The 19,297-nt window shown below is 70.0% G+C and carries 19 protein-coding genes; 13 read left to right on the top strand and 6 right to left on the bottom strand.

Annotated elements, in window-relative coordinates; all coding sequences use genetic code 11:
- The first annotated feature begins 48 nt into the window (after positions 1-48).
- Positions 49-900, top strand: a complete 852-nt coding sequence (gene pdxY / locus AB0G04_RS08610; RefSeq protein ID WP_360978768.1) for a pyridoxal kinase PdxY — start codon at positions 49-51, stop codon at positions 898-900.
- On the opposite strand, the gene AB0G04_RS08605 is transcribed toward pdxY, so the two are convergent.
- Positions 878-1,897, bottom strand: a complete 1,020-nt coding sequence (locus AB0G04_RS08605) for a LacI family DNA-binding transcriptional regulator (protein ID WP_360978765.1) — start codon at positions 1,895-1,897, stop codon at positions 878-880. The two genes, pdxY and AB0G04_RS08605, sit on opposite strands and share 23 nt — an antisense overlap.
- 188 nt (positions 1,898-2,085) lie before the next feature.
- Between AB0G04_RS08605 and AB0G04_RS08600 the strand changes: the two genes are divergently transcribed.
- Complete coding sequence (locus AB0G04_RS08600; RefSeq protein ID WP_360978762.1) at positions 2,086-4,317, top strand: ricin-type beta-trefoil lectin domain protein; 2,232 nt, start codon at positions 2,086-2,088, stop codon at positions 4,315-4,317.
- 47 nt (positions 4,318-4,364) lie between these two features.
- Here the strand turns inward: AB0G04_RS08600 and AB0G04_RS08595 are convergent, their stop codons facing one another.
- Complete coding sequence (locus tag AB0G04_RS08595) at positions 4,365-5,180, bottom strand: methyltransferase domain-containing protein (RefSeq protein ID WP_360978759.1); 816 nt, start codon at positions 5,178-5,180, stop codon at positions 4,365-4,367.
- 71 nt (positions 5,181-5,251) lie between these two features.
- Between AB0G04_RS08595 and AB0G04_RS08590 the strand changes: the two genes are divergently transcribed.
- The 9 genes from AB0G04_RS08590 (at position 5,252) to AB0G04_RS08550 (ending at position 12,499) form a co-directional block, all read left to right on the top strand.
- The gene (locus tag AB0G04_RS08590; protein ID WP_360978756.1) at positions 5,252-6,193 is read left to right on the top strand and encodes a LysR family transcriptional regulator; all 942 of its coding nucleotides are present in this window, start codon (positions 5,252-5,254) and stop codon (positions 6,191-6,193) included.
- 202 nt (positions 6,194-6,395) lie between these two features.
- Positions 6,396-6,896, top strand: coding sequence for a GNAT family N-acetyltransferase (locus AB0G04_RS08585; RefSeq protein ID WP_360978753.1), 501 nt, complete (start codon positions 6,396-6,398; stop codon positions 6,894-6,896).
- 63 nt (positions 6,897-6,959) lie between these two features.
- Positions 6,960-8,144: a serine hydrolase domain-containing protein gene (locus AB0G04_RS08580; RefSeq protein WP_360978750.1), complete on the top strand. Its 1,185-nt coding sequence runs from the start codon at positions 6,960-6,962 to the stop codon at positions 8,142-8,144.
- Positions 8,141-8,716 (top strand): LytTR family DNA-binding domain-containing protein, encoded by a 576-nt coding sequence (locus AB0G04_RS08575; protein WP_360978747.1) that lies wholly within the window; start codon positions 8,141-8,143, stop codon positions 8,714-8,716. The genes AB0G04_RS08580 and AB0G04_RS08575 overlap by 4 nt, the downstream gene beginning before the upstream one ends.
- Positions 8,717-8,729: 13 nt before the next feature.
- Entirely contained in the window at positions 8,730-9,182 is a 453-nt protein-coding gene (locus AB0G04_RS08570; RefSeq protein WP_360978744.1) for a hypothetical protein, read from the top strand.
- A 101-nt stretch (positions 9,183-9,283) separates the two neighbouring features.
- The gene (locus AB0G04_RS08565; RefSeq protein ID WP_360978741.1) at positions 9,284-10,459 is read left to right on the top strand and encodes an ROK family transcriptional regulator; all 1,176 of its coding nucleotides are present in this window, start codon (positions 9,284-9,286) and stop codon (positions 10,457-10,459) included.
- A gap of 124 nt (positions 10,460-10,583) precedes the next feature.
- Positions 10,584-11,060: a hypothetical protein gene (locus AB0G04_RS08560; RefSeq protein WP_360978738.1), complete on the top strand. Its 477-nt coding sequence runs from the start codon at positions 10,584-10,586 to the stop codon at positions 11,058-11,060.
- Positions 11,061-11,179: 119 nt separating this feature from the next.
- On the top strand, positions 11,180-11,689 hold the full coding sequence (locus AB0G04_RS08555; protein WP_360978735.1) for a hypothetical protein: 510 nt from the start codon (positions 11,180-11,182) through the stop codon (positions 11,687-11,689).
- A 279-nt stretch (positions 11,690-11,968) separates the two neighbouring features.
- Positions 11,969-12,499, top strand: coding sequence for a hypothetical protein (locus tag AB0G04_RS08550; protein WP_360978732.1), 531 nt, complete (start codon positions 11,969-11,971; stop codon positions 12,497-12,499).
- Here AB0G04_RS08550 and AB0G04_RS08545 read toward each other — a convergent pair.
- The 4 genes from AB0G04_RS08545 to AB0G04_RS08530 form a co-directional block, all read right to left on the bottom strand.
- Positions 12,453-13,229, bottom strand: coding sequence for an NPP1 family protein (locus tag AB0G04_RS08545; protein ID WP_360978729.1), 777 nt, complete (start codon positions 13,227-13,229; stop codon positions 12,453-12,455). The two genes, AB0G04_RS08550 and AB0G04_RS08545, sit on opposite strands and share 47 nt — an antisense overlap.
- Before the next feature lie 150 nt (positions 13,230-13,379).
- The gene (locus tag AB0G04_RS08540) at positions 13,380-15,017 is read right to left on the bottom strand and encodes a glycoside hydrolase family 43 protein (protein ID WP_360978726.1); all 1,638 of its coding nucleotides are present in this window, start codon (positions 15,015-15,017) and stop codon (positions 13,380-13,382) included.
- A 172-nt stretch (positions 15,018-15,189) separates the two neighbouring features.
- A complete protein-coding gene (locus AB0G04_RS08535) occupies positions 15,190-16,212 on the bottom strand; it encodes a glycoside hydrolase family 11 protein (RefSeq protein ID WP_360978723.1) in 1,023 nt (340 codons plus the stop codon).
- A 392-nt stretch (positions 16,213-16,604) separates the two neighbouring features.
- Entirely contained in the window at positions 16,605-17,702 is a 1,098-nt protein-coding gene (locus AB0G04_RS08530; RefSeq protein ID WP_360978720.1) for a ricin-type beta-trefoil lectin domain protein, read from the bottom strand.
- Positions 17,703-17,807: 105 nt separating this feature from the next.
- Between AB0G04_RS08530 and AB0G04_RS08525 the strand changes: the two genes are divergently transcribed.
- Positions 17,808-17,972, top strand: coding sequence for a hypothetical protein (locus AB0G04_RS08525; RefSeq protein ID WP_360978717.1), 165 nt, complete (start codon positions 17,808-17,810; stop codon positions 17,970-17,972).
- A gap of 41 nt (positions 17,973-18,013) precedes the next feature.
- Positions 18,014-19,288, top strand: a complete 1,275-nt coding sequence (locus AB0G04_RS08520) for a cellulose binding domain-containing protein (RefSeq protein WP_360978714.1) — start codon at positions 18,014-18,016, stop codon at positions 19,286-19,288.
- The last annotated feature ends 9 nt before the right edge of the window (positions 19,289-19,297 follow it).

Genomic DNA, 19,297 nt, shown 5'->3' with positions numbered 1-19,297 from the left:
GGACAGCACTCGTGCGAGCGGGACGAGCGGGGTCTCTAGGCTGACGGTATGAAGGTTCTGTCCATCCAGTCGGCGGTCGCGCACGGTCACGTCGGTAACTCCGCGGCCGTGTTCCCGCTGCAGCGCATCGGTGTCGAGGTCGTCCCGGTCTACACCGTCAACTTCTCCAACCACACGGGCTACGGTGCCTGGCGCGGGCCGCTCATCCCGCCGTCCGACGTCGCCGAGATCCTGACCGGTGTCGAGGAGCGCGGTGTCTTCCCGCAGATCGACGCCGTGCTGTCCGGGTATCAGGGTGGGGCCGGCATCGCCGACGTCATCATCGACGCGGTGCGCCGGGTGAAGGCCGCGAACCCCGCGGCGGTGTACGCCTGCGATCCGGTCATGGGCAACGCCAAGTCGGGGTGCTTCGTGGCTCCCGAGATCCCCGTCCTGCTGCGGGACCGGGTCGTGCCGGTCGCCGACATCATCACGCCGAACCAGTTCGAGCTGGGCTTCCTGACCGGTACCGAGCCGGGCAGCCTCGAGTCGACGCTGGAGTCGGCAGACCTGGCGCGGGCCATGGGGCCGTCGACGGTGCTGGTCACCAGTGTGGAGCGGCCGGACCGGGCGGAGGGCACGATCGAGATGCTGGTCGTCGACCCGGCCGGCGCCTGGATCGTCAGCACCCCGCATCTGCCGTTCAAGGCCAACGGTTCCGGCGATGTCACGGCTGCCCTGTTCACCGCTCACTACGTCGCCACGAAGGACGCGGCGGTGGCTCTGGAACGTACCGCCTCAAGCGTTTTCGATCTGATCGAGATGACCTACCGGTCCGGGGAACGTGAGCTCCGGCTGGTGCAGGCCCAGGAGTTCTACGCCGCGCCGCGGATGCAGTTCAAGGCCGAGCAGGTTCGTTAGCCGGCGCCGGGCCGGTGGAGTCGCGGACGACCAGGTCCGTGCCCAGCTCGACGTGGCGGGCATCCAGGTCGTGGCCCTTCAGCATGCGCACCAGCATGGTCACCGCCATCCGGCCCATCTCCGCCAGCGGCTGGTGGACCGTGGTGAGCATCGGATGGGTGGCCTGACCGATGTCGGCGTCGTCGAAACCGGCGATCGCCAGGTCCTGGGGCACGCGCAGACCCCGTTCGCGGGCGGCCCGCAACGCGCCCACCGCGGTCTTGTCGTTGAAGCAGGCCAGCGCGGTGGGCCGGGCCGCCCGGTCGAGCAGTTCGCAGGCGGCCCGGTAGCCGTTCTGCACGCTGGGCTCGTTCACGAACCGGATCAGTTCGGGGGCCGGCAGCACCCCGGCGTCGGCGAGCGCCGCCACGTAACCGGCCGTCCGCGACGTCGTGACCAGCCACTCCCGGGGGCCCGCGATGATGCCCACCTGCCGGTGGCCCAGTTCCACGAGATGAGCCATCACCAGGCGGGCCCCGGTCACGTGCGCGCTCGACACGGCCACGATGTCGCGCGGCGGACTGGTCCGCGGGTCCAGCACGACGAAGGGAAACCGCTGGTCACGCAGCCGCGCCAGCTCCTCGGGTTCCTCCGGCGGCAGGATGAGCACCCCGCCCGCGAGGCCCGCCGTCCCGGGCAGACCGGTCAGGACGCCCGGCCGTCGCGCGGCGGTGCCCGCGTTGATGACGGCGGTCAGGCCGTGCAGCTCGATGGTCTCCACGATCGACGAGACCATCGGACCGAAATAGTCATCCAGCAGGTACGGGCAGCGCACGAACACGGCACCGGCCGCCGCTCGCCGCGGGGACCCGTCGTGACCGAGCCGGCCGGCGGCGTGCAGGACCAGTTCCCGGGTCCGCGGCGCGACGTTGTCCTGACCGTTGAGGACGCGGGACACCGTCGCGATCGACAGACCGGTCTCGGCCGCGATCTGCCGTACCGTCGCGCGCTTCTTCACGTGGTTCCCTGCCTTCCGTTCCATCTAAATGTAACAATGTAACAGATCCGGAACCGGTTACGACCAGCGCATATGCTGCCGTACCTCAATCGCCGCATTGACATGCATAAGCCGTGAGTGTTCCATCTGCGTTACGTCGGCCGGGCACGAAGTCCGCCACGTTCCGTTGTCCCCACAGGGAGTCCCCCATGCCATCTACCGGCATCCCGCCCACCCCCGATCGCCGTCGTCCCGGCCGGCGCCGCCTCCTCGCCGTCGTCACGTCCACCGCCGTGGTCACCGGTCTCGGCATCCTCGGTGTCACCACCGCCTCGGCCGCCAGCGCCGGATCGCTTGTCGGCGCGGGCAGCGGCAAGTGCCTCGACGTCGCCGGCAACTCCACCGCCGACGGCACCGCCATCCACATCTGGACCTGCTACAGCACGGTGGCCAGCCAGCGGTGGACGCTCGCCGACAACGGCCAGGTGCAGTCCCAGGGCAAGTGCCTCGACGTGCAGAACAACGGCACCGCCGACGGCTCCCTCACCCACCTTTGGACCTGCTACGACGCGGTCACCACGCAGAAATGGACGCTCAACGCCTCCGGCGCCCTGGTGAACCAGGCCAGCGGCAAGTGCCTGGACGTGCAGAACAACGGCACCGCCGACGGCTCCCGCCTGCAGATCTGGTCGTGCGCCGGATCCGCCAACCAGCGGTGGACGCTGTCCGGCGGCACCACGACCCCGCCGGCCACACCGCCTACCACCCCGCCGAACGACACCCCGGTGACCAACCCGGACCTGGGCCCGAACGTGTCGGTGTTCGACCCCTCGATGGCGGCGTCGACCATCCAGAACCGGCTCAACCAGGTGTTCAACCAGCAGGTCACCAATCAGTTCGGCACCCAGCGGTTCGCGCTGCTGTTCAAGCCGGGCAGCTACAGCGTTGACGCGAACGTCGGCTTCTTCACCCAGGTCGCCGGACTCGGCCTGGTCCCCGGCCAGACCACGATCAACGGCCGGGTGCACGTCGAGGCCGACTGGTGGCCGGACGGTTCCCAGAACGCGACGCAGAACTTCTGGCGCGCGGCGGAGGGCCTGGCCGTCAACCCGACCGGCGGGCTCGACCGCTGGTCGGTGTCGCAGGCCGCCCCGTACCGGCGCATGCATGTCCGTGGGAATCTGGCCCTGTCCGACGGCGGCTGGTCGTCCGGCGGCTGGATGTCCGACACCAAGATCGACGGGCAGATCGACTCCGGCTCCCAGCAGCAGTGGATCACCCGCAACTCGCAGATCGGCTCGTGGACCGGCAAGAACTGGAACCAGGTCTTCGTCGGTGTGCAGGGCGCCCCGGCCACCAGCTTCCCCAACCCGCCCTACACCAACGTCGGACAATCCCCGGTCGTACGGGAGAAGCCGTACCTGTACGTCGACGCCGCCGGCGCGTACCGCGTCTTCGTGCCCGCGCTGCGCCGCAACACCAGCGGCATCACCTGGGCCAGTGGCAGCCCCGCCGGTGAGTCCATCTCGCTGAGCCGGTTCTACATCGTCCGGCCCGGTGACACCGCCGCCAACATCAACACGGCGCTCGCCTCCGGCCGCCACCTGCTGGTCACGCCTGGCACGTACAACATCAACCAGACCATCAACATCAACCGCGCCGACACCGTCGTGCTCGGCCTCGGCCTGGCCACGTTCGTGCCGCAGAACGGCATCGTGCCGATGCGGGTCGCCGACGTCGACGGCGTCAAGGTCGCCGGCATCATGTTCGACGCCGGAACCACCAACTCGCCGGTGCTCATGGAGGTCGGCCCGAACGGCTCGTCGACGGACCACTCGGCGAACCCGACCTCGCTGCACGACGTGTTCTTCCGCATCGGCGGCTCCATCGCCGGCAAGGCCACCGTCAGCCTGCAGGTCAACAGCGACGACGTGATCGGCGACCACACCTGGATCTGGCGAGCCGACCACGGCAACGGCGGAACCGTCGGCTGGAACATCAACACGGCGGACACCGGCCTGATCGTCAACGGCGACGACATGACCTTCTACGGCCTGTTCGTCGAGCACTACCAGAAGTACCAGACCATCTGGAACGGCGAGAACGGGCGCACGTACTTCTACCAGAACGAGATGCCGTACGACCCGCCGAACCAAGCCGCCTACATGAACGGCTCCACCCGGGGCTGGGCCGCCTACAAGGTCGCCGACGCGGTCAACAACCACCAGGCATGGGGTCTCGGCTCGTACGCCTACTTCAACGTCAACCCGTCGGTGGTCAACGAACGCGCCTTCGAGGTGCCGAACAAGCCGGGCGTCCGGTTCACCAGCATGGTGACTGTGTCACTGGGCGGCACCGGCACGATCAACCGCGTCATCAACAACAGCGGTGCAACGGTGAACAGCGGCAGCCAGGTGGCCTACCTGACCACCGGCCCCTGATCCGATCGGCCGCGACATGATGAGCCGGGCTCCCGGAGCCCGGCTCGTCACGCACCTCGCTCCGCCCGTACCAGCCAGTGCCGCCCCGGGATCCGGACGCCGGTCTCGTCGGCGTATCGGCGCAGCACCGTGCCGAGCCCCGCAACGACGTCGGCCTCGGTGACCGCTCCGGATTCCAGCAGTGCACGTGCCGGTCCGCTGCCGGTGAAGAAGGCGACCGCTTCGGACACATCACGGCCGAAGAAGAGCGAGGTCGTCAACGGCTGGATGTCCACGTGCTGGTATCCGGCGGCGGTCAGGATCCCTGCGGTCAGGTCGGGGTCGGCCAGTGCGAACATGCCCTCGTCCGGCATCCGGCCCGTGGCGCCGAAAGCCTCGCTGGGAGCCTGGTACCACTCGCACCGTTCGGCGGGCTGCGGGCACACGAACGCCAGCCGTCCGCCCGGTCGCAGCGCCTGCCGGATGTTGGCGAAGGCGGCCACCGGATCGGCGAAGAACATGACACCGAACTGGCTGATCGCCACGTCGAACCGGCCGGCGGGGAACGGATGCACCTGGGCGTCGCCGCGGGTGAAGCGGACGTTGGTGAGGCCATCCTCCTTGGCGTAGCGTGTCGCCCGGTCGAGCATCGGCGCCGACAGGTCGAGACCGACGGCCTCTCCTTCGGTGGCGAGCCTGGCGGCCGCGCGGGTGCTGCGGCCGGTGCCGCAGCCGATGTCGAGCAGCCGATCGCGAGGACCGACTCCGGCCGCCTCGAGCAGGTGACCGGTGACGGCGGCATTGATCTGGTCGGCGTGATCGGCCCAGTGCTGCCCTTCGGCGCCGTTCCATGCCTGATCCTGGGTGGTGTTCGCGATATCCATGCGCCATACGGTGGCGTGCCGCTGATATGCACGCCACTGCGGATCGGGCATGGCTGCCATAACCTTCGTGCATGTTGGACACCTGGACCCTGCGAGTGCTCGTGGAGGTGGCCGAGCGAGGGTCGTTCTCTGCGGCGGCGGAGACGCTCCACATGACCCAGCCGGCCGTGTCACGCCAGATCGGGGGGATCGAGCGACAGGTCGGACTGCGTCTGTTCGATCGCTCCCGGCGCGGGGTGAAACCGACCCCGGCCGGTGACGTGGCGGTGGCGTACGCCCGCGACGTTCTCGACGGCATCCGAGCCATGATGGCTCGCCTTGCCACATTCGGAGACCTCACCAGCGGACAGTTGCGGCTGGCCGCGTTCCCCAGCGCCAACACCGGGCTGATGCCGGAAGCGATCCGCCGCTTCCGGGCCGCCCACCCCGGCATCGAACTCACCCTCCGAGGCCGTGACCCGGCCGGGCCGCTCGCCGCCGTCCGAGCCGGTGACGTCGACCTGGCACTGATCACCCGCTGGGACCTGTATGCCGATCCGTGGGCGGCCAAGTCGTCCGATGACCGGACCATCGTGGCACTGGACGGCGTGGACCTCGTGCCGTTGCTGGACGAGGAACTCCTGGTCGCGCTCTCCACGGATCATCGACTCGCCCGCCTGGACCGGATCCGCCTGGCAGACCTGCGCGACGAGACATGGATCGAAGGCGCATTCCCCGACTGCCTCGGCCCTCTGGCGGAGCTGACCGAAGCGCTCGGCCGCCCGCCGAGCGTCGGTTTCCACTGCGACGACTGGACCGGCAAGCAGTCGCTCGTCGCCATCGGCTGCGGTGTGACCCTCGTGCCGACACTGGCTCGCGGCGACATACGTCAGGGCGTCGTCATGCGCGCGACCACGCCCCGGCTTCCCCCGCGCCGGCTGTACGCCGCCGTTCCGCCACAGGGGCGACGTGCCCCGGCAGCCGACGCCATGTTGACCATGCTGATCGAACTGATCCAGCAGCAACGGTACTGACCGCTGCCGGGGTCAGTAGTGGTCGGGTCGAGGCCGTACCGCATCGGCTACGACACCGGTCCATGGCCGGCCGCCCGCTCGAAAGTGGGTCCGTCGCGGCGGTGGACGATCGGTATCGTGTCGTGGCCCGAGACGATCGGACCACTCCGGAACCCGTCATCGTCGCAGGCCAGGAAAGGTCCGAGCCGCCAGGGAAGGTCCGATGGAGCTACGTTCGTTCGAGATGCGGTACGCCGCGGTGGTTGCCGGTTGGGCCACGTCGGCGCACGAGGTGTCGTTGTTGTGCGGGCGGGAGGAGTTCCCGTTTCCGGCCGAGTTGCTCGGCAGCTGGCCGAAGGTGGCCGACGACATCGTGCGGTACCTGTTCGTCGACGGCGGGACGCCGATCGGTTACGGCGAGCTGTGGCTTGACGACGAGGAGGACGAGGTCGAGCTGGCGCGCATCATCGTGGCGCCGGAGCACCGTGGGAGGGGCCACGGGAGCCGATTGGTGCGGGCGCTGCTGGCCGAGGCGTTGAAGGCCGGGCACGCGAACGTGTTCCTGCGGGTGCGTCCCGGTAACGAGCCGGCGATCCGCACCTACGAGCGGGTCGGCTTCGAGCGGGTCGGCGCCGCGCTGGAGGCGGAGTGGAACGGGCCCCAGCCGGTCGCCTACGCGTGGTACCGGTTCCCGATAGGTTCGGGGTCCGCTGACGACCACTGACGCCCCTGTTCCGACCGTTCGGGTGCGCGCCGTTCCCGAAAGCCCCCGCTTCTTCCTACGGTCGTGCCCACGACGACGGAAGGCGTGGGCATGCGCAAGGGAGCACGAATCGCGGTCTCGATCACCGCGGGTCTGGTAGCGGTCATCACGGCCGGTGTGGGGGTGCTCGCCTACCTCGACCGGCCGCTGTCCCGGGCCGGGGTCGACGCGGCGATCCAGCAGCGACTCCAGGACACCGTTACCGAGCACGAGTCCGTGACGGGCGCGCTGTTCGCCACCTACTCCGGGCGGACCGGCGAGTTGCACCGCTACGCCGCCGGCACGGCGCGGGTGGACAGCCGGTTCCATTCGGCGAGTGTCGGGAAGACCATGCTCGCCGCGGTCTACGGCCAGCTCGTCGACGAGGGCCGGGTCTCCTTCGAGGATCCGGTCGGCGAATGGCTCGGCGCCGCGGTGCTGGACGGGCTCTTCGCCCCCGGGAGAGCCGGCGACGTGACCCTCGGACAGCTGCTGGGCCACACGTCCGGCGCGGCCGACTACTTCGACGGGCCGGTCGTCTCCGGCCCACCGATGATCGACCTCATCACCACGGACCCCGATCGGCTCTTCACCCCGGCGGATCTGCTGGCCTTCTCCCGGGAACATCAGAGACCGGCTGCCGATCCGGGTACGACGTTCGCGTACTCCGACACCGGCTACGTCCTGCTCGGCCTCGCCCTCGAAGCGATCGAGCGGCGATCGTACGCGGAAATCCTCGATCGTCGTCTGTTCGAGCCGCTGGGGATGCGCGACAGCCGTCTGCTCACCGAGTACGGCCCGGACGCCGGCGTGCTGGCGGTGACCGCCCGAGGTGTGGACCTGAGTGACCGGAACGCGCTGTCGGTCGACTGGGCCGGTGGGGGAGTCGTGACGACGACGGCCGACCTGGTCACCTTCATGCGCGCGTTCACCACGGGCGGGCTGGTCTCGGCGCCGACGCTCGCCCGGCTGACCGATTTCGAGCACGAGCTCCAGCCCGGCGTCCGGTACGGGATGGGTGTCATGCAGTTCCGCTTCAGCGAGCTGTCGCCGCTGCTGTTCAGCATGTCGGACGCGTACGGCGCGGTCGGCGCGACGGGAACGTACGCTCTCTACGATCCGGCCGGGGACACCGTCTTCGTCGCCAACTACGGATCACTGGAGTTCGGCGAGAAGGCGATCGAGGAACTCGTCGGCCTGCGGCTGATCGTCGATCGTCTCGAGGAATGACCCGGAACGACGTGACCCGGAGGTCCGACGAGATGGTGCGGCTGGTGTGCTCGCCGGCGCTGCGCGAGCGCCTGGAGCGCGAACTCGTGGCGTACGACGTCGACCTGGACGCCGGGAGCCGCTGGGTGCTCGTCGAACGCGGCTTCGAGATCCCGGCCGGACGACCGGCGATCGTCTTCGACGCGCTCGACTTCATGGATGTGGTCCGCCTGCTGGTCGCGGGAGTGCGCGAGCAGCCCGGCGGCGCCCGCTCCGTAGCCGGTCAGCGGGGCGGCAACTTCGTCGTCCTCACGGCGCGCGAGGTGTGGTACCTCGAAGCGGGCACCGACGGGATCGTGGCCCGCACCGCGGCCGGCCGGGATCGGGTGCGGGGCACCCTGCAGCACTACGAGGTGAGCTGGTCAGGGCTCGGCTTCGTCCGGATCAACCGGTCGCAGCTGGTGAACCTGGCGCACGTGCGGGAGATCGTCCCGTGGTTCAACTCGCGCTTCGTCCTGCGCCTGGCCGGCGGCGAGGAACTCGAAGTCTCGAAGACGTACGCGAAGCGCCTGCGCGGCGCGCTGAAGATGTGAGGAGGTGACCGTGATGGATGTGACAGCGATCCTGAAGTCCTTCGCCCTCGGGCTGGTGATCGGCGTCGCGCTGGCGCTGACGGCCCCGGCCGACGCCATCCTCGCCGATCGCGCACTGAACGTCCTGGCCTGCGGCGCCGTGGGCCTCGTGATCGGCGCGGTGACGGAATGGCTGACGTCGCTGTTGCCGATCAGATTCGCGCGTACGGCCGTGTACTTCCTGGTCAACAACCTGATCGCGGTCGTCGTCTCGGCCATCGTGACGGCGGCACTCGTCGCGCTGGCTCCCGCGGGCGCACTCGACGGCGGCGGTCTGGCGTCGGTCGTGCTCCTGGTCGTCGCGATCGTGTGCGCGGCGAATCTGGGCGACTATCTGGTGTACCGCCGCGCCCAGCGCCGGCTCCACGCGGTGCAGGCGGCTCTGGCCGTCACCGCCGACGACGAGCAGGGGCCTCCGGCGAGGTGACCAGACGGCCGGGGCCTGCTACCGCGTGGACTTGACGCCGGTCACGCGGGTGACCCACGATGAGCGAACTTTTAAACACTTTGCCTGATAGCGGAGGTTCGATGGCGCGGCTGGCCGGCTCGTCCAAACTGCTGCGCGCCATGAACGAGAGTGCCGCGCTCGAGCTCCTCCTCGAGCCGGGCAACCTCACCCGGGCTGACCTCCGCAAACTCACCGCACTGTCCACCCCGACGATCTCCGAGGTGCTCCGCCGCCTCACCGGGGCCGGGCTTGTCGACGTCGTCGGCCATGCCAGCGGCCGGCCCGGACCGAACGCCGAGGTCTACGCCGCCAATCCGGACGCCGCCTACGCGGTCGCCGTGTCCGTCCGCGACGTCGGCACCAGCGGCACCCCGTCGGTCGCGGCCGCGCTCTGCGACCTGACCGGAGCGGTCCGTGCCCGGTTCGAGTCCCGCGTCGACTTCCTGAGTGCCGAGCCGGTGGCGGCCGTGGCCGGTGTGGTCGCCCGGCTGCGCGACCAGGCCGGTGTCGAGGCCGGGCGGATCCGGCACGTACAGCTCGGCGTGCCCGGCTCCTACGATCCGCGCACCGGGGCCATCCGGCTGGTCGACGTGCCCGGGTTCGACCGTCCCGGCCTGGTGCGGGAGATCGGCGTACGGCTCGGCGCACCGGTCGGCGTCGACAACGACGTCAACCTGGCCGCGGTCGCCGAGCGGCGGCGCGGTGCCGGCCGGGACGCGGAGAACTTCGCGCTGCTCTGGATCGGCCAGGACGGGCTCGGTCTGGCCATCGACATCAACGGCTCACTGCTGCGCGGCACCCGCGGGGGTGCCGGCGAGATCGGCTACGTGCCGCTCTACTCACCCGACTCCCCGCACCGCAAGCTCGACCTGCAGGCCCTCTTCGGCGGGGCCGCCATCATGGAACTGGCCCGGGACAACGGCCTGGCCGGGGACACCCCGGCCGACGTGGTCGCCGCCGCTGCCGCGACCGGTGCCGAGGATTTCCTCGGCACCCTGGCCGACCGGATCGTGGTCGGCCTGGCGGCCGTGACCGCCATCCTCGACCCCTACCTCGTGGTCCTCGCCGGCCCGATCGCCCAGGCCGGCGGCGAAACTCTGCTCGCCGTGGTGAACAACGCGTTCCGGCGGGCCGCCCCCTTGGAGAGCTCGTTCGCCGTCACCACCATCGACGACGACGCGGTCCTGGTCGGCGCTCTCGACGCCGGTCTCGCCGCGGTCCGGGAAGCGCTCATCACCGCCATCCGCGACAGCTAGCGGCAACCGGCGCGCCGATTCTTCGTTACCTCACCGTTATCGATATTCGCGAACCAGCCCGCCGGCGGGCGCATCGCACCTGATGACGGAGCGGCACAGGGCCGCTCGGGAAACGGGGGAAACGATGTACAAGCGTCTGGCTTACGGTGTGGTTCCGGTTGCCGTCGCCGCGGTGGCGGCGACCCTGGCCGGTTCGATGGCCGCGTCGGCATCGGCCGCCGACGACGGCCCGGTCACCGCGGTCGCCCAGAACGTCCAGCTGAAGGGCGACGACAACCAGGTCGGCAAGCTGAAGGTCACGGTCACCAACGGCACGGAGTTCCAGGACGAGGGCCGATTCCTGGTCCACATGCCGCAGACCGCGCGGCTGGTGCCGGGCCAGCAGTGCGTGCTGTACGACTACAACCTGTCGCAGTGGCTGTGCGAGGGCACCCGCCTCGAGGCCGGCGAGTCGCACACCACCACGCTGAAGGTCCGCTCGATCCTCAGCACACCGGACTACGACAGCTACGACGTCGGCTACGTGCAGGGCCTGGCCAACAGCAACGCCAAGAGCGAGCGCGTCTGGTTCAACATCAACTGGCCGGCCAGCGCCAAGTGACACCGTGACGCGCCGGTGCCCGGGCCACTCATCCGTCAGGGATGGTGTCCCGGGCACCGTGCGGTGGCCAGCATGGGTGCCGGAAACGCCGAGAGTCCGGCACGAGACGGGAAACCCGGATGGCCGAGGAAAGCAGCAGGGCGTGGGCGGGATGGATCGCCTTCGCGGCCACGATCATGGTCGTGACCAGTCTGATCAACATCTGTCAGGGGCTGATCGTGCTCCTCGACGACGAGCACATGGTCGTCACCCGGGAAGCGTTCGTCCTGGTGGACACCACCTCCTGGGGGTGGACGCTGGTGCTGTTCGGCACGGCGGTCCTCTGCGCCGGCGGATTCCTGCTCGCCGGGCGAACCTGGGCGCGGATCGTCGCGATCGTCGTGGTCGGCCTGCACGCGGTGATCCAGGTGGTGTCGCTCGGGGCCTACCCGGTCTGGTCCCTCCTGATGATCGCCCTGGACACCGTGATGCTCTTCGCCCTCACCGCGCGGTGGGCACCGGCGGCCGAGGCGCTCCGCGAGCAGAACGAGCGGGTCAGCGGGCCGGGGCTGCCGGCGACTCCCTGCACCGGAACCTCCCGCACGAGACGTCGCCGGTGCGTACCCTCCGCGACACCTGAGCCGACGTGAGCCGGGCGGCGCTGCTCGCATCGCTGGTTCTGGGGGCCGGGGTCGTGGTGTTCCCGGCGCCGGTCACCGAGTTCGGGACGGTCGAGGGCGGGGGGCAGCATCGCGAGCACGAGCGGATCACCCGGGCGGCGGTGTCCTGCACCGCCGAGGGCGGCCCCGGCGACCACGCTGGAGAGCCTCGGACGCGCCCTGCACGGCGTCCAGAACTTCTATGCGCACAGCTCCTGGGCGGACGAGGCGGACCCGGCGCGCCCGATCGGGCCGGGTAACCCGGAAGGCTTGAACCTGCCGGCACCGAGCCCGGTTCTCGACCTGGGCGGCACGGGGACGCCGGACGTGCCGGAGAACCTCACCACCGGGTGCTTCGTGGTTCCGGACACCGCGCCCGGCGTCGGCAGGTGCGGGCGGCGGGTCACCCACGCCGCCCTCAACAAGGACACCGGCGTCGTCGATCCGGTTACCGGAGCCGCCACGAACCCGACCACACCGCGTGGCCGGGCCGGGCGCAACTTCGGGAAGGCCGTCACCGGTGCCGTGGTCGAGACACGGCACCAGTGGCAGGACTTCGGCAGGGCACTGCGGCGGGAGTACGGCCCCCGGCGGGCCGCCACCATGACGTGCGCGCTCACCCACGACCATCCGGCAGAGGAGTGCGACGGCTCCGGTCGTACGATCGCCGCCCGGTGGCTGTCCGGTGCGGGTCTCGTCCTCGTCCTGGTGGCGGGTGTCGTGTGGCTTCGTCGCCGCCGGCCGGGGCCGGGCGTCAGGCGTACGGGTCGAAGGGGATACCGGCGGGCTTGGCGGCGTTGAGCAGGTACTCGAACGAGCCGTCCTTGATCTTGATGCTGGCCGAGCCGAAGTCGGCCGTCATCAGGCGGTCGCGCAGGGCGGTGCTGGGCCAGCCGTTCCAGTCGACGAGCGGCGGGTAGCGCCAATTGTGGTAGTGGTTCTCCGGCGGCTCGTCGTTGCTGTTGGCCAGCCGGAAGAAGTGCGTCGACAGGCCGTCCTTGTGGTAGACGATCTTCGGGTGGCTGCCGTCGAACCGTACCTGCGACCGGCTGTAGGTCCTCTGTGAGCTGTGTTGCGTGGTACTGACGTAGTCGACCTGGTTCGACGTCTGGTTGACCCACGAGATGACGTGTTCCCAGTCGTGCCGGTGCCCGCCGAGCCCACTGCCGGCCACGGCCTGGTCCTTCTCGAAGTAGCCGGCGTAGACGATCGCGCACCAGCCGTTGTTGCACTTCGACCGGGCGTACGTCTGCGAGTTGTCCAGATCCGACTGGTCGCGGCAGCTGCCGTTGACCGCGCCGGTGGTCTTGAGACCGCCCGCGAGCGTGCCGTCCGGGCCGATGGCCGGCGTGGCGTAACAGCCGTCGGTGTCGTAGTCGAACGCGGGGGAGAACGCCTGCTCGTAGCCGCCGGCGTTCTGCGGGAGGTTGCGGGGAGGGTCGGCGAAGGCGGGGGCGGCCTGGACCGCGATCAGTAGCGCTGCCAGGCCGGAGATGGTCCCGGCCCGTGCGAGGGAGCGGTGACGACGCATGCACGATCTTCACCGGTCGCATCGACATCGGTCAACAGGTTCGTGTTCCGGAACCGGGCGGGATCAGCGCGGCGGACACCGGCCCGGGCCATCGCCCGGGCCGGTGAGCCGCACCGTCGCCTCATCGCTGTGCGGCGGTTCCCGCCGCTCTCAGTTGTTGCGGTAGTCGGCCCGGTCGAAGTCGGCGTAGGCGCCCTCGGCGCCCAGGTCCTGCACCCAGAGGCCGACGAAGGCACCGGTGAAACCCCAGGCCTCCGGTTCGCCGGGCACCAGCGTGACGGCGTACTCGTCGGACAGGGTGGTGGCGTCGAAGGTCCGCCCGAGCCCGTGCCAGACGGATTCGGCGCCCGGGTCGATCGTGTACGCGAAGGTCAGGGCCGGGCCGTCCAGACGGGCCCGCAACCCCACCCGGCGTACGCCGGTGAGCGGGATCCGCAGGCCGGGTGGGGTGGTGACCCGTCCACTGTCGCAGCACAGCACGTCCAGGACCGCCCGGCCGTCGTCGTCGGCCGTCACGTACAGGTAGTACCAGTTGCGGGAGTTGTAGTACGCGGTGATGCCGGCCAGCTGCCGGTAGTTGCGGGGCTCGAACTCGCATGTCGCCTCGAACGTGCAGCGGCGGGCCGTCACCCGGCGGGCCACCAGGCTCGGCCGGTGCCGGGCCATCGGCGACTGACCGCCGTGGATGCGCAGGTGCGACGGCCGGGCGGACAGGTCGAGCCAGTCCGGCGTGGCCGGGCGGCGCAGCGTCGACCAGTCGGCGCCCAGCTCCGCAGCGTCGAAATGGTCGGACCCGGTGCGGTCGGCGGTGGCCGGCCGTGGCACCGCAGCGGAACCGGACGGCGCCGGGACCCGCTCGGCCGGCACGCCGCCGGGAATGCAGGGCCACCCGCCGTCCGGCCACTCCACCTTCTGCAAGGCGGTCTCCCGGCCGAGTACGCACCGGCCGGACGGCGTGTACGGCCGGGCGGCCAGATGGGCCAGGTACCACTCACCGTCCGGGGTCTGCACGAGACTGCCGTGCCCGGCTTTCTGCAGCGTCAGATCGGGGCGGCCGGCCGAGGTCAGCAGCGGGCCGGCCGGGTCCACCTCGTACTCGCCGAGGAGGTTCCGGGAGCGGGCGACGGTGACCTGATGTGTCCAGGTGGTGCCACCTTCGGCGGTGACGAGGTAGTACCAGCCGTCCTTGCGGTAGATCAGGGGCGCCTCGGTCAAGCCGGCTTCGGTGCCCTCGAAGATGATGTGCTCGGGCCCGTCCAGGCGGCGTTCGTGGCGGTCGTACCGCTGGAGGGAGATGCCCGCGAAGCGGTTGCGGCCGGGACGCCAGTCCGCGCGCATCGACAGCATCCAGGTCGTGCCGTCCTCGTCGTGGAACAGTGACGCGTCGAAGCCGCGGCCGTGCAGCACCACCGGATCCGACCACGGGCCGTCCATGCCGGGCGCGGTGACCAGGTAGTTCTGTGGATCCCAGTAGCCGCCGGCGAACGTCGCCACATCGGTGTACAGCAGGTGGAACAGCCCGTGGGCGTAGGTCAGGTTCGGTGCCCAGACACCGCACGAGTCGGCGGTCCCGGCCAGGTCGAGCAGCCGGCGCTCGGTGAGCACCCCGCCGAGAGGCCGCCAGTGGACCAGGTCGGTCGAGTGGTGCACCCGCACGCCCGGGTACCACTCGAACGTCGAGGTGGCGATGTAGTAGTCGGTACCGACCCGCAAGATCGACGGATCCGGGTGGAAGCCCGGGAGCACCGGGTTCCGGATCGTGGAGACGGCGGTCTTGGCGATCGTCATTCAGCAGCCTCTCGCTGGATGCGGCGCGGGGGGCGGGGGCGCCCCGCCCCCAAAGGTGTCGCCCGGCGGCGGGGGGTGGGGGCGCCCGTGGGGTTGGGGGTGTGCGAGGTAGTGAACCCCGAGGTGTTTGCACCCCCCGTCGGGGCGGCCGGAGCCGCCGCGCCACGAAGGGTCAGCCCTGCCGGCAGGTGACCGTCGGCCAGGTCCAGTTGCCGTTGGCCATGATCGTCACGCCGAAGTTGTTGCCACCGCCGTTCGGCCGTGCCGTGATCGCACCGGTCGTGCCGGTGACCGCGGCGTTCCAGCTGTTCTGGATGCTCTGGCCGCCGTTCAGGTTGAGGGTGACGGTCCAGTTGCTCGTGTTCTGGACGGCCACGTTGAGGTTGAAACGGTCGCCGTACTGCTGGCCCGCGGAGAGCACCGCGGTGCAGTTGCTGCCCGGGTTGCCCGGGGTCGGGCTGGTCGGGTTGGTGGGGCCGGTGCCCTCGCGGACGGTGATGTCCGAGCTGCCCTGGCTCTGGTAACCCTCGGTCGCCATCACCTGGTACGAGTGGTTGGTGCCGAGGTTCAGGCCGGCGCGCGCCCAGGCGTCGAAGTGGTTAGCCGTGGTGATGGTGCCGGAGCTGCGCTTCTGCTGCCGGACGCTCCAGTACTGGTAGAACGTCTGGTTGCCGTCGATCGACGGCGCGTTGACCCGCTGGCTGCGCAGGATGTCGTACGTGCCGCCGTCGGTGGTGACGGTGCCCAGCCGGGTGGCGCCGCTGCTCGGGTTGTAGCTGCCGAAGTTCTCCACGACGTAGTACTCGATGAGCGGGTTGCGCGTCCATCCGTACAGGGCGAGGTAGGTGTTGTTGTTGCCCGGGTTGTAGGTGCCCGAGTAGGTGACCGTCCGGCGGCTGCCGGTGGCCCAGCCCTTGCCGCCGACCCAGTTGTTGGTGCTGCGGTCCCAGCTGCTGCTGTATCGGCCGTCGGCGCGCAACGTCATGCTCGCGTTGCCGCTGTCCTTCCAGAACGAGAAGTAGTAGCCGTTGTGGGTGCCGGTCAGGTTCGACGTGAGGGTCCGGTCAGCCTCGGCGTGCGCGACGCCGGCCACCGTCACTCCGGCGATCGTCATGGCGAGGGCGCAGGCGGCCCCGGCGAGCATGCGGATGCGGCCACGCCTGCGGCGGGGCTGCTGGGGGAGATCTGCGGTCATGTGAGTGGTTCCTCCTCATGAATGGCTGGCGGGGAACAGCCCCACGGGCACGACGGATCACATCGGGGGAGATCGGTGTCGCGGCTCGTGGCGGGGATGACGGCCGATCGAGGCCCGTCATTGCGAGATCGTGGCGTGCCGACCGTCATCTTGTCAACAACTTCCGGAAATCAGCCGGAAATACCGATCTTGATCTTGCAGGGCGCCTGGGCCGGAAAGTGCCAGGTCAAGAGCGAGCTTAGAGGCGGCTGGTACGTCGCCACGCGGCACTATCGGCACATGGTAGATCCAAACGTGACCGAAAGTTTCGGAGTGGTGGGCCGACAGAGTGAAGCGGTGTGGGGCAGGAGCGCCACCACACCGCTTCACCGGCGTACCCCGGCACCGGACGGTCAGGCGCGGCTCCAGAGCTGCGCACCCGCATTGGTGCAGGTCCGGAGAAGGACGGCGGCCCCGTTCGCGGTGCCGCCGGTCTCCAGGCAGAGACCGGACTGCGCATTGCGGATCGTCCCGCCGGACGAGAACGCCCAGCGCTGGTTGGCGGCGCCGCTGCAGTCCCACAACTGCACCCGGGCGCCGGACGTCGCGCCGGTCGGTGAGTCCAGGCACTTGCCGAGTGACTTCAGCGTCTGGCCGTCGTAGGCCCAGCGCTGGTTGGCGGCCCCGCTGCACCCCCAGATGATCGGCTGAGTGCCGTTGGTGGTGCTGCTGCCGGGCACGTCGAGACAGCGGCCCGCGGCGGAGTTGACCAGGGCTCCTCCGGTGCCGCTCACCGGGTCGCCGATGGATCCCTGGACGGATCGCAGGGCCGTGTACCAGGTCGCGGCCATCTTGTCGTAGCCGCCCGCGGTGGGGTGCACGCCGTCGATCAGATCGCCGGTGGTCAGCGCGGCGTGCATGTCGACCAGGTGGACCCGCCGGCCGGCGGCGGCCCTGCTCTGCACGATGCCGGGGATCGCGGCGTTGAAGGTGCGGGCGGCCGCCGCCTGACCCGGGTTGGCCAGCGGGATGATCGTGGCCACGAAGACGTCGGCCGTGGGGGCGGCGGCGGTGATCCGGTCGATCAGGGCCGCCAGGCGGCCCGGTGCGCCGGCCACGTTGTAGTTCTGCAGGATGTCGTTGGTGCCGATGTGCAGCAGCACGGTTCGCGGGGTGGTGGTGCGCAGCCAGCCGCCGATGTTGGCGTCGATCTGGTCGATCCGCCATCCGGGATGGCCCTCGTGGTCGTGATCGCCGAGCGCCGCCGGCCCGTTGAACTGGGACCCGACGAGGTCGACCCGGTACCCGGCGGCGGCCATCCGCTGCCACAGGCCGATCCGGTAACCGCCGGGGACCTGGGTGCCCTCGGTGATGGAGTCACCCAGCGGCATGACGCGGGTACCGCCGTTGGACTCCGCCGCCGCCGCCGCGCCGGGGAAAGTGGCCGCCCCGGTGGCGACGATGGCGGCTATAAGGCCGGCCGAAATTAACCAGCGCCTTATTCTCGGCATGGTGATTCCTCCCTGGCGAGCGATATGGGGAGTCGCCTTCGTTATCGCTCACATCGAGCTGGCAGGACCTGAGTTACGCGCAGTTGAGAGCGCTAACAGCGACTCTTGAAGATTGCCATCATGTTTCACGACATTCAAGATGTTCGTTGCGGCGACCTTGCGGGTGGTCCCGGCGTAACAGTTTTCCCGATGCGAATTTTTGCTCGCCTTCCCTATTTGCACACACTCGGCGCCATTCTGGCGCGCTCGGGAATTTCTGCTATTCATTGACGAATGCAGATTTGTTGGAGTGGTGTGAGGGAGAGGTCCTGATGGCGGAACCAAGAGCACGCAACCGCCGGCTCCTGGGTGCGGCGGCCACGGCCGCGGCGCTGCTGATCGCCGCGGCGGGGACGGTTCTGAGTGGCGGGACCGCGTCGGCCGGGCAGGTCGGTGCCATGGCGGCCACCGCCGGGTGCGGGAAGGCTCCGACGTTGCGCGACGGGACCTACACGATCCAGAGCGGCGGCCGCGCGCGGACGTACATCCTGCGGCTGCCGGGCAACTACACCAGCAGCCAGGCGTACCGGCTCGTGGTCGGGTTGCACTGGCTCAACGGCAGCGCGAACGATGTGGTCGGCAACGGCTTCTACGGTCTGCAGCAGCGATCCGGCAACAGCGCGATCTTCGTGGCGCCACAAGGCCTCGACGCCGGGTGGGCCAACACCGGAGGCCGCGACGTCACCCTGGTCGACGACATCCTGCGGGTGGTCGAGAACGATCTCTGCGTCGACACGTCGCAGCGGTTCGCCCTGGGCTTCAGCTACGGCGGTGCGATGAGCTACGCCCTGGCCTGCGCCCGGCCGGCCGTGTTCCGCGCGGTCGCCCCCATCGCCGGCGCCAACCTCAGCGGATGCTCGTCGGCCTCCCAGCCGGTCGCCTACTTCGGCATCCACGGGATCCGGGACAGCGTCCTCAACATCTCGTCCGGCCGGTCGATCCGCGACACCTTCGTCCGCGCCAACGGATGCACGGCGCAGAACCCGCCGGAACCCGCCCAGGGCAGCGGAACCCACATCACCACGAACTATGCGGGGTGCCGCGCCGGATATCCGGTCCGCTGGGCGGCGTTCGACGGTGACCACGTGCCCCTGCCGGTGGACCGCAACGCCTCGTCGTCATGGGTGTCCGGTGAGGTGTGGCAGTTCTTCACCCAGTTCGGCGACACCACCTCGCCGTCCAGCCCTGCCCCCTCGGCCTCGGCCTCGAGCGGCACACCGCCGGATCCCGCCGCGTGCCGGGTCACCAGCAAGGTCAACGCCTGGAACAACGGGCTGACCGCCGAGATCACCGTCACCAACACCGGCGCCTCGACTGTCAACGGCTGGGCCGTCGGCTTCCGCCTCCCCGCCGGCCAGGCCGTCACCGGAGGCTGGAACGCCACCTACGCCCCGCTGTCCGGACAGGTCACCGCCACCAACGTCGGCTACAACGCGGTGGTGGCGCCGGGCGCGTCGGTGAGCTTCGGGTTCCAGGCCACCCACACCGGCGACAGCGGGCCGCCGGCGGCGTACACCCTCAACGGTTCCGCCTGCACCAGCGCCTGACGCACCGGG

Origin of the sequence: Actinoplanes sp. NPDC023801 (genome assembly GCF_040639655.1) — a bacterium.
In the GTDB taxonomy this organism is placed as follows: Bacteria; Actinomycetota; Actinomycetes; order Mycobacteriales; family Micromonosporaceae; genus Actinoplanes.
The sequence above is the reverse complement of the archived record's forward strand: the minus strand, read 5'-3'. Positions and strand labels throughout refer to the sequence as shown.

What these genes read in the sequence shown, in the direction of transcription:
- AB0G04_RS08560 (WP_360978738.1), top strand. Translation starts at nt 10,584, where the DNA reads ATGTACAAGCGTCTGGCTTACGGTGTGGTTCCGGTTGCCGTCGCCGCG.
- AB0G04_RS08555 (WP_360978735.1), top strand. Translation starts at nt 11,180, where the DNA reads ATGGCCGAGGAAAGCAGCAGGGCGTGGGCGGGATGGATCGCCTTCGCG.
- AB0G04_RS08600 (WP_360978762.1), top strand. Translation starts at nt 2,086, where the DNA reads ATGCCATCTACCGGCATCCCGCCCACCCCCGATCGCCGTCGTCCCGGC.
- AB0G04_RS08545 (WP_360978729.1), bottom strand. Translation starts at nt 13,229, where the DNA reads ATGCGTCGTCACCGCTCCCTCGCACGGGCCGGGACCATCTCCGGCCTG.
- AB0G04_RS08595 (WP_360978759.1), bottom strand. Translation starts at nt 5,180, where the DNA reads ATGGATATCGCGAACACCACCCAGGATCAGGCATGGAACGGCGCCGAA.
- AB0G04_RS08585 (WP_360978753.1), top strand. Translation starts at nt 6,396, where the DNA reads ATGGAGCTACGTTCGTTCGAGATGCGGTACGCCGCGGTGGTTGCCGGT.
- AB0G04_RS08570 (WP_360978744.1), top strand. Translation starts at nt 8,730, where the DNA reads ATGGATGTGACAGCGATCCTGAAGTCCTTCGCCCTCGGGCTGGTGATC.
- AB0G04_RS08530 (WP_360978720.1), bottom strand. Translation starts at nt 17,702, where the DNA reads ATGCCGAGAATAAGGCGCTGGTTAATTTCGGCCGGCCTTATAGCCGCC.
- pdxY (WP_360978768.1), top strand. Translation starts at nt 49, where the DNA reads ATGAAGGTTCTGTCCATCCAGTCGGCGGTCGCGCACGGTCACGTCGGT.
- AB0G04_RS08535 (WP_360978723.1), bottom strand. Translation starts at nt 16,212, where the DNA reads ATGACCGCAGATCTCCCCCAGCAGCCCCGCCGCAGGCGTGGCCGCATC.
- AB0G04_RS08575 (WP_360978747.1), top strand. Translation starts at nt 8,141, where the DNA reads ATGACCCGGAACGACGTGACCCGGAGGTCCGACGAGATGGTGCGGCTG.
- AB0G04_RS08540 (WP_360978726.1), bottom strand. Translation starts at nt 15,017, where the DNA reads ATGACGATCGCCAAGACCGCCGTCTCCACGATCCGGAACCCGGTGCTC.
- AB0G04_RS08565 (WP_360978741.1), top strand. Translation starts at nt 9,284, where the DNA reads ATGGCGCGGCTGGCCGGCTCGTCCAAACTGCTGCGCGCCATGAACGAG.
- AB0G04_RS08520 (WP_360978714.1), top strand. Translation starts at nt 18,014, where the DNA reads ATGGCGGAACCAAGAGCACGCAACCGCCGGCTCCTGGGTGCGGCGGCC.
- AB0G04_RS08590 (WP_360978756.1), top strand. Translation starts at nt 5,252, where the DNA reads ATGTTGGACACCTGGACCCTGCGAGTGCTCGTGGAGGTGGCCGAGCGA.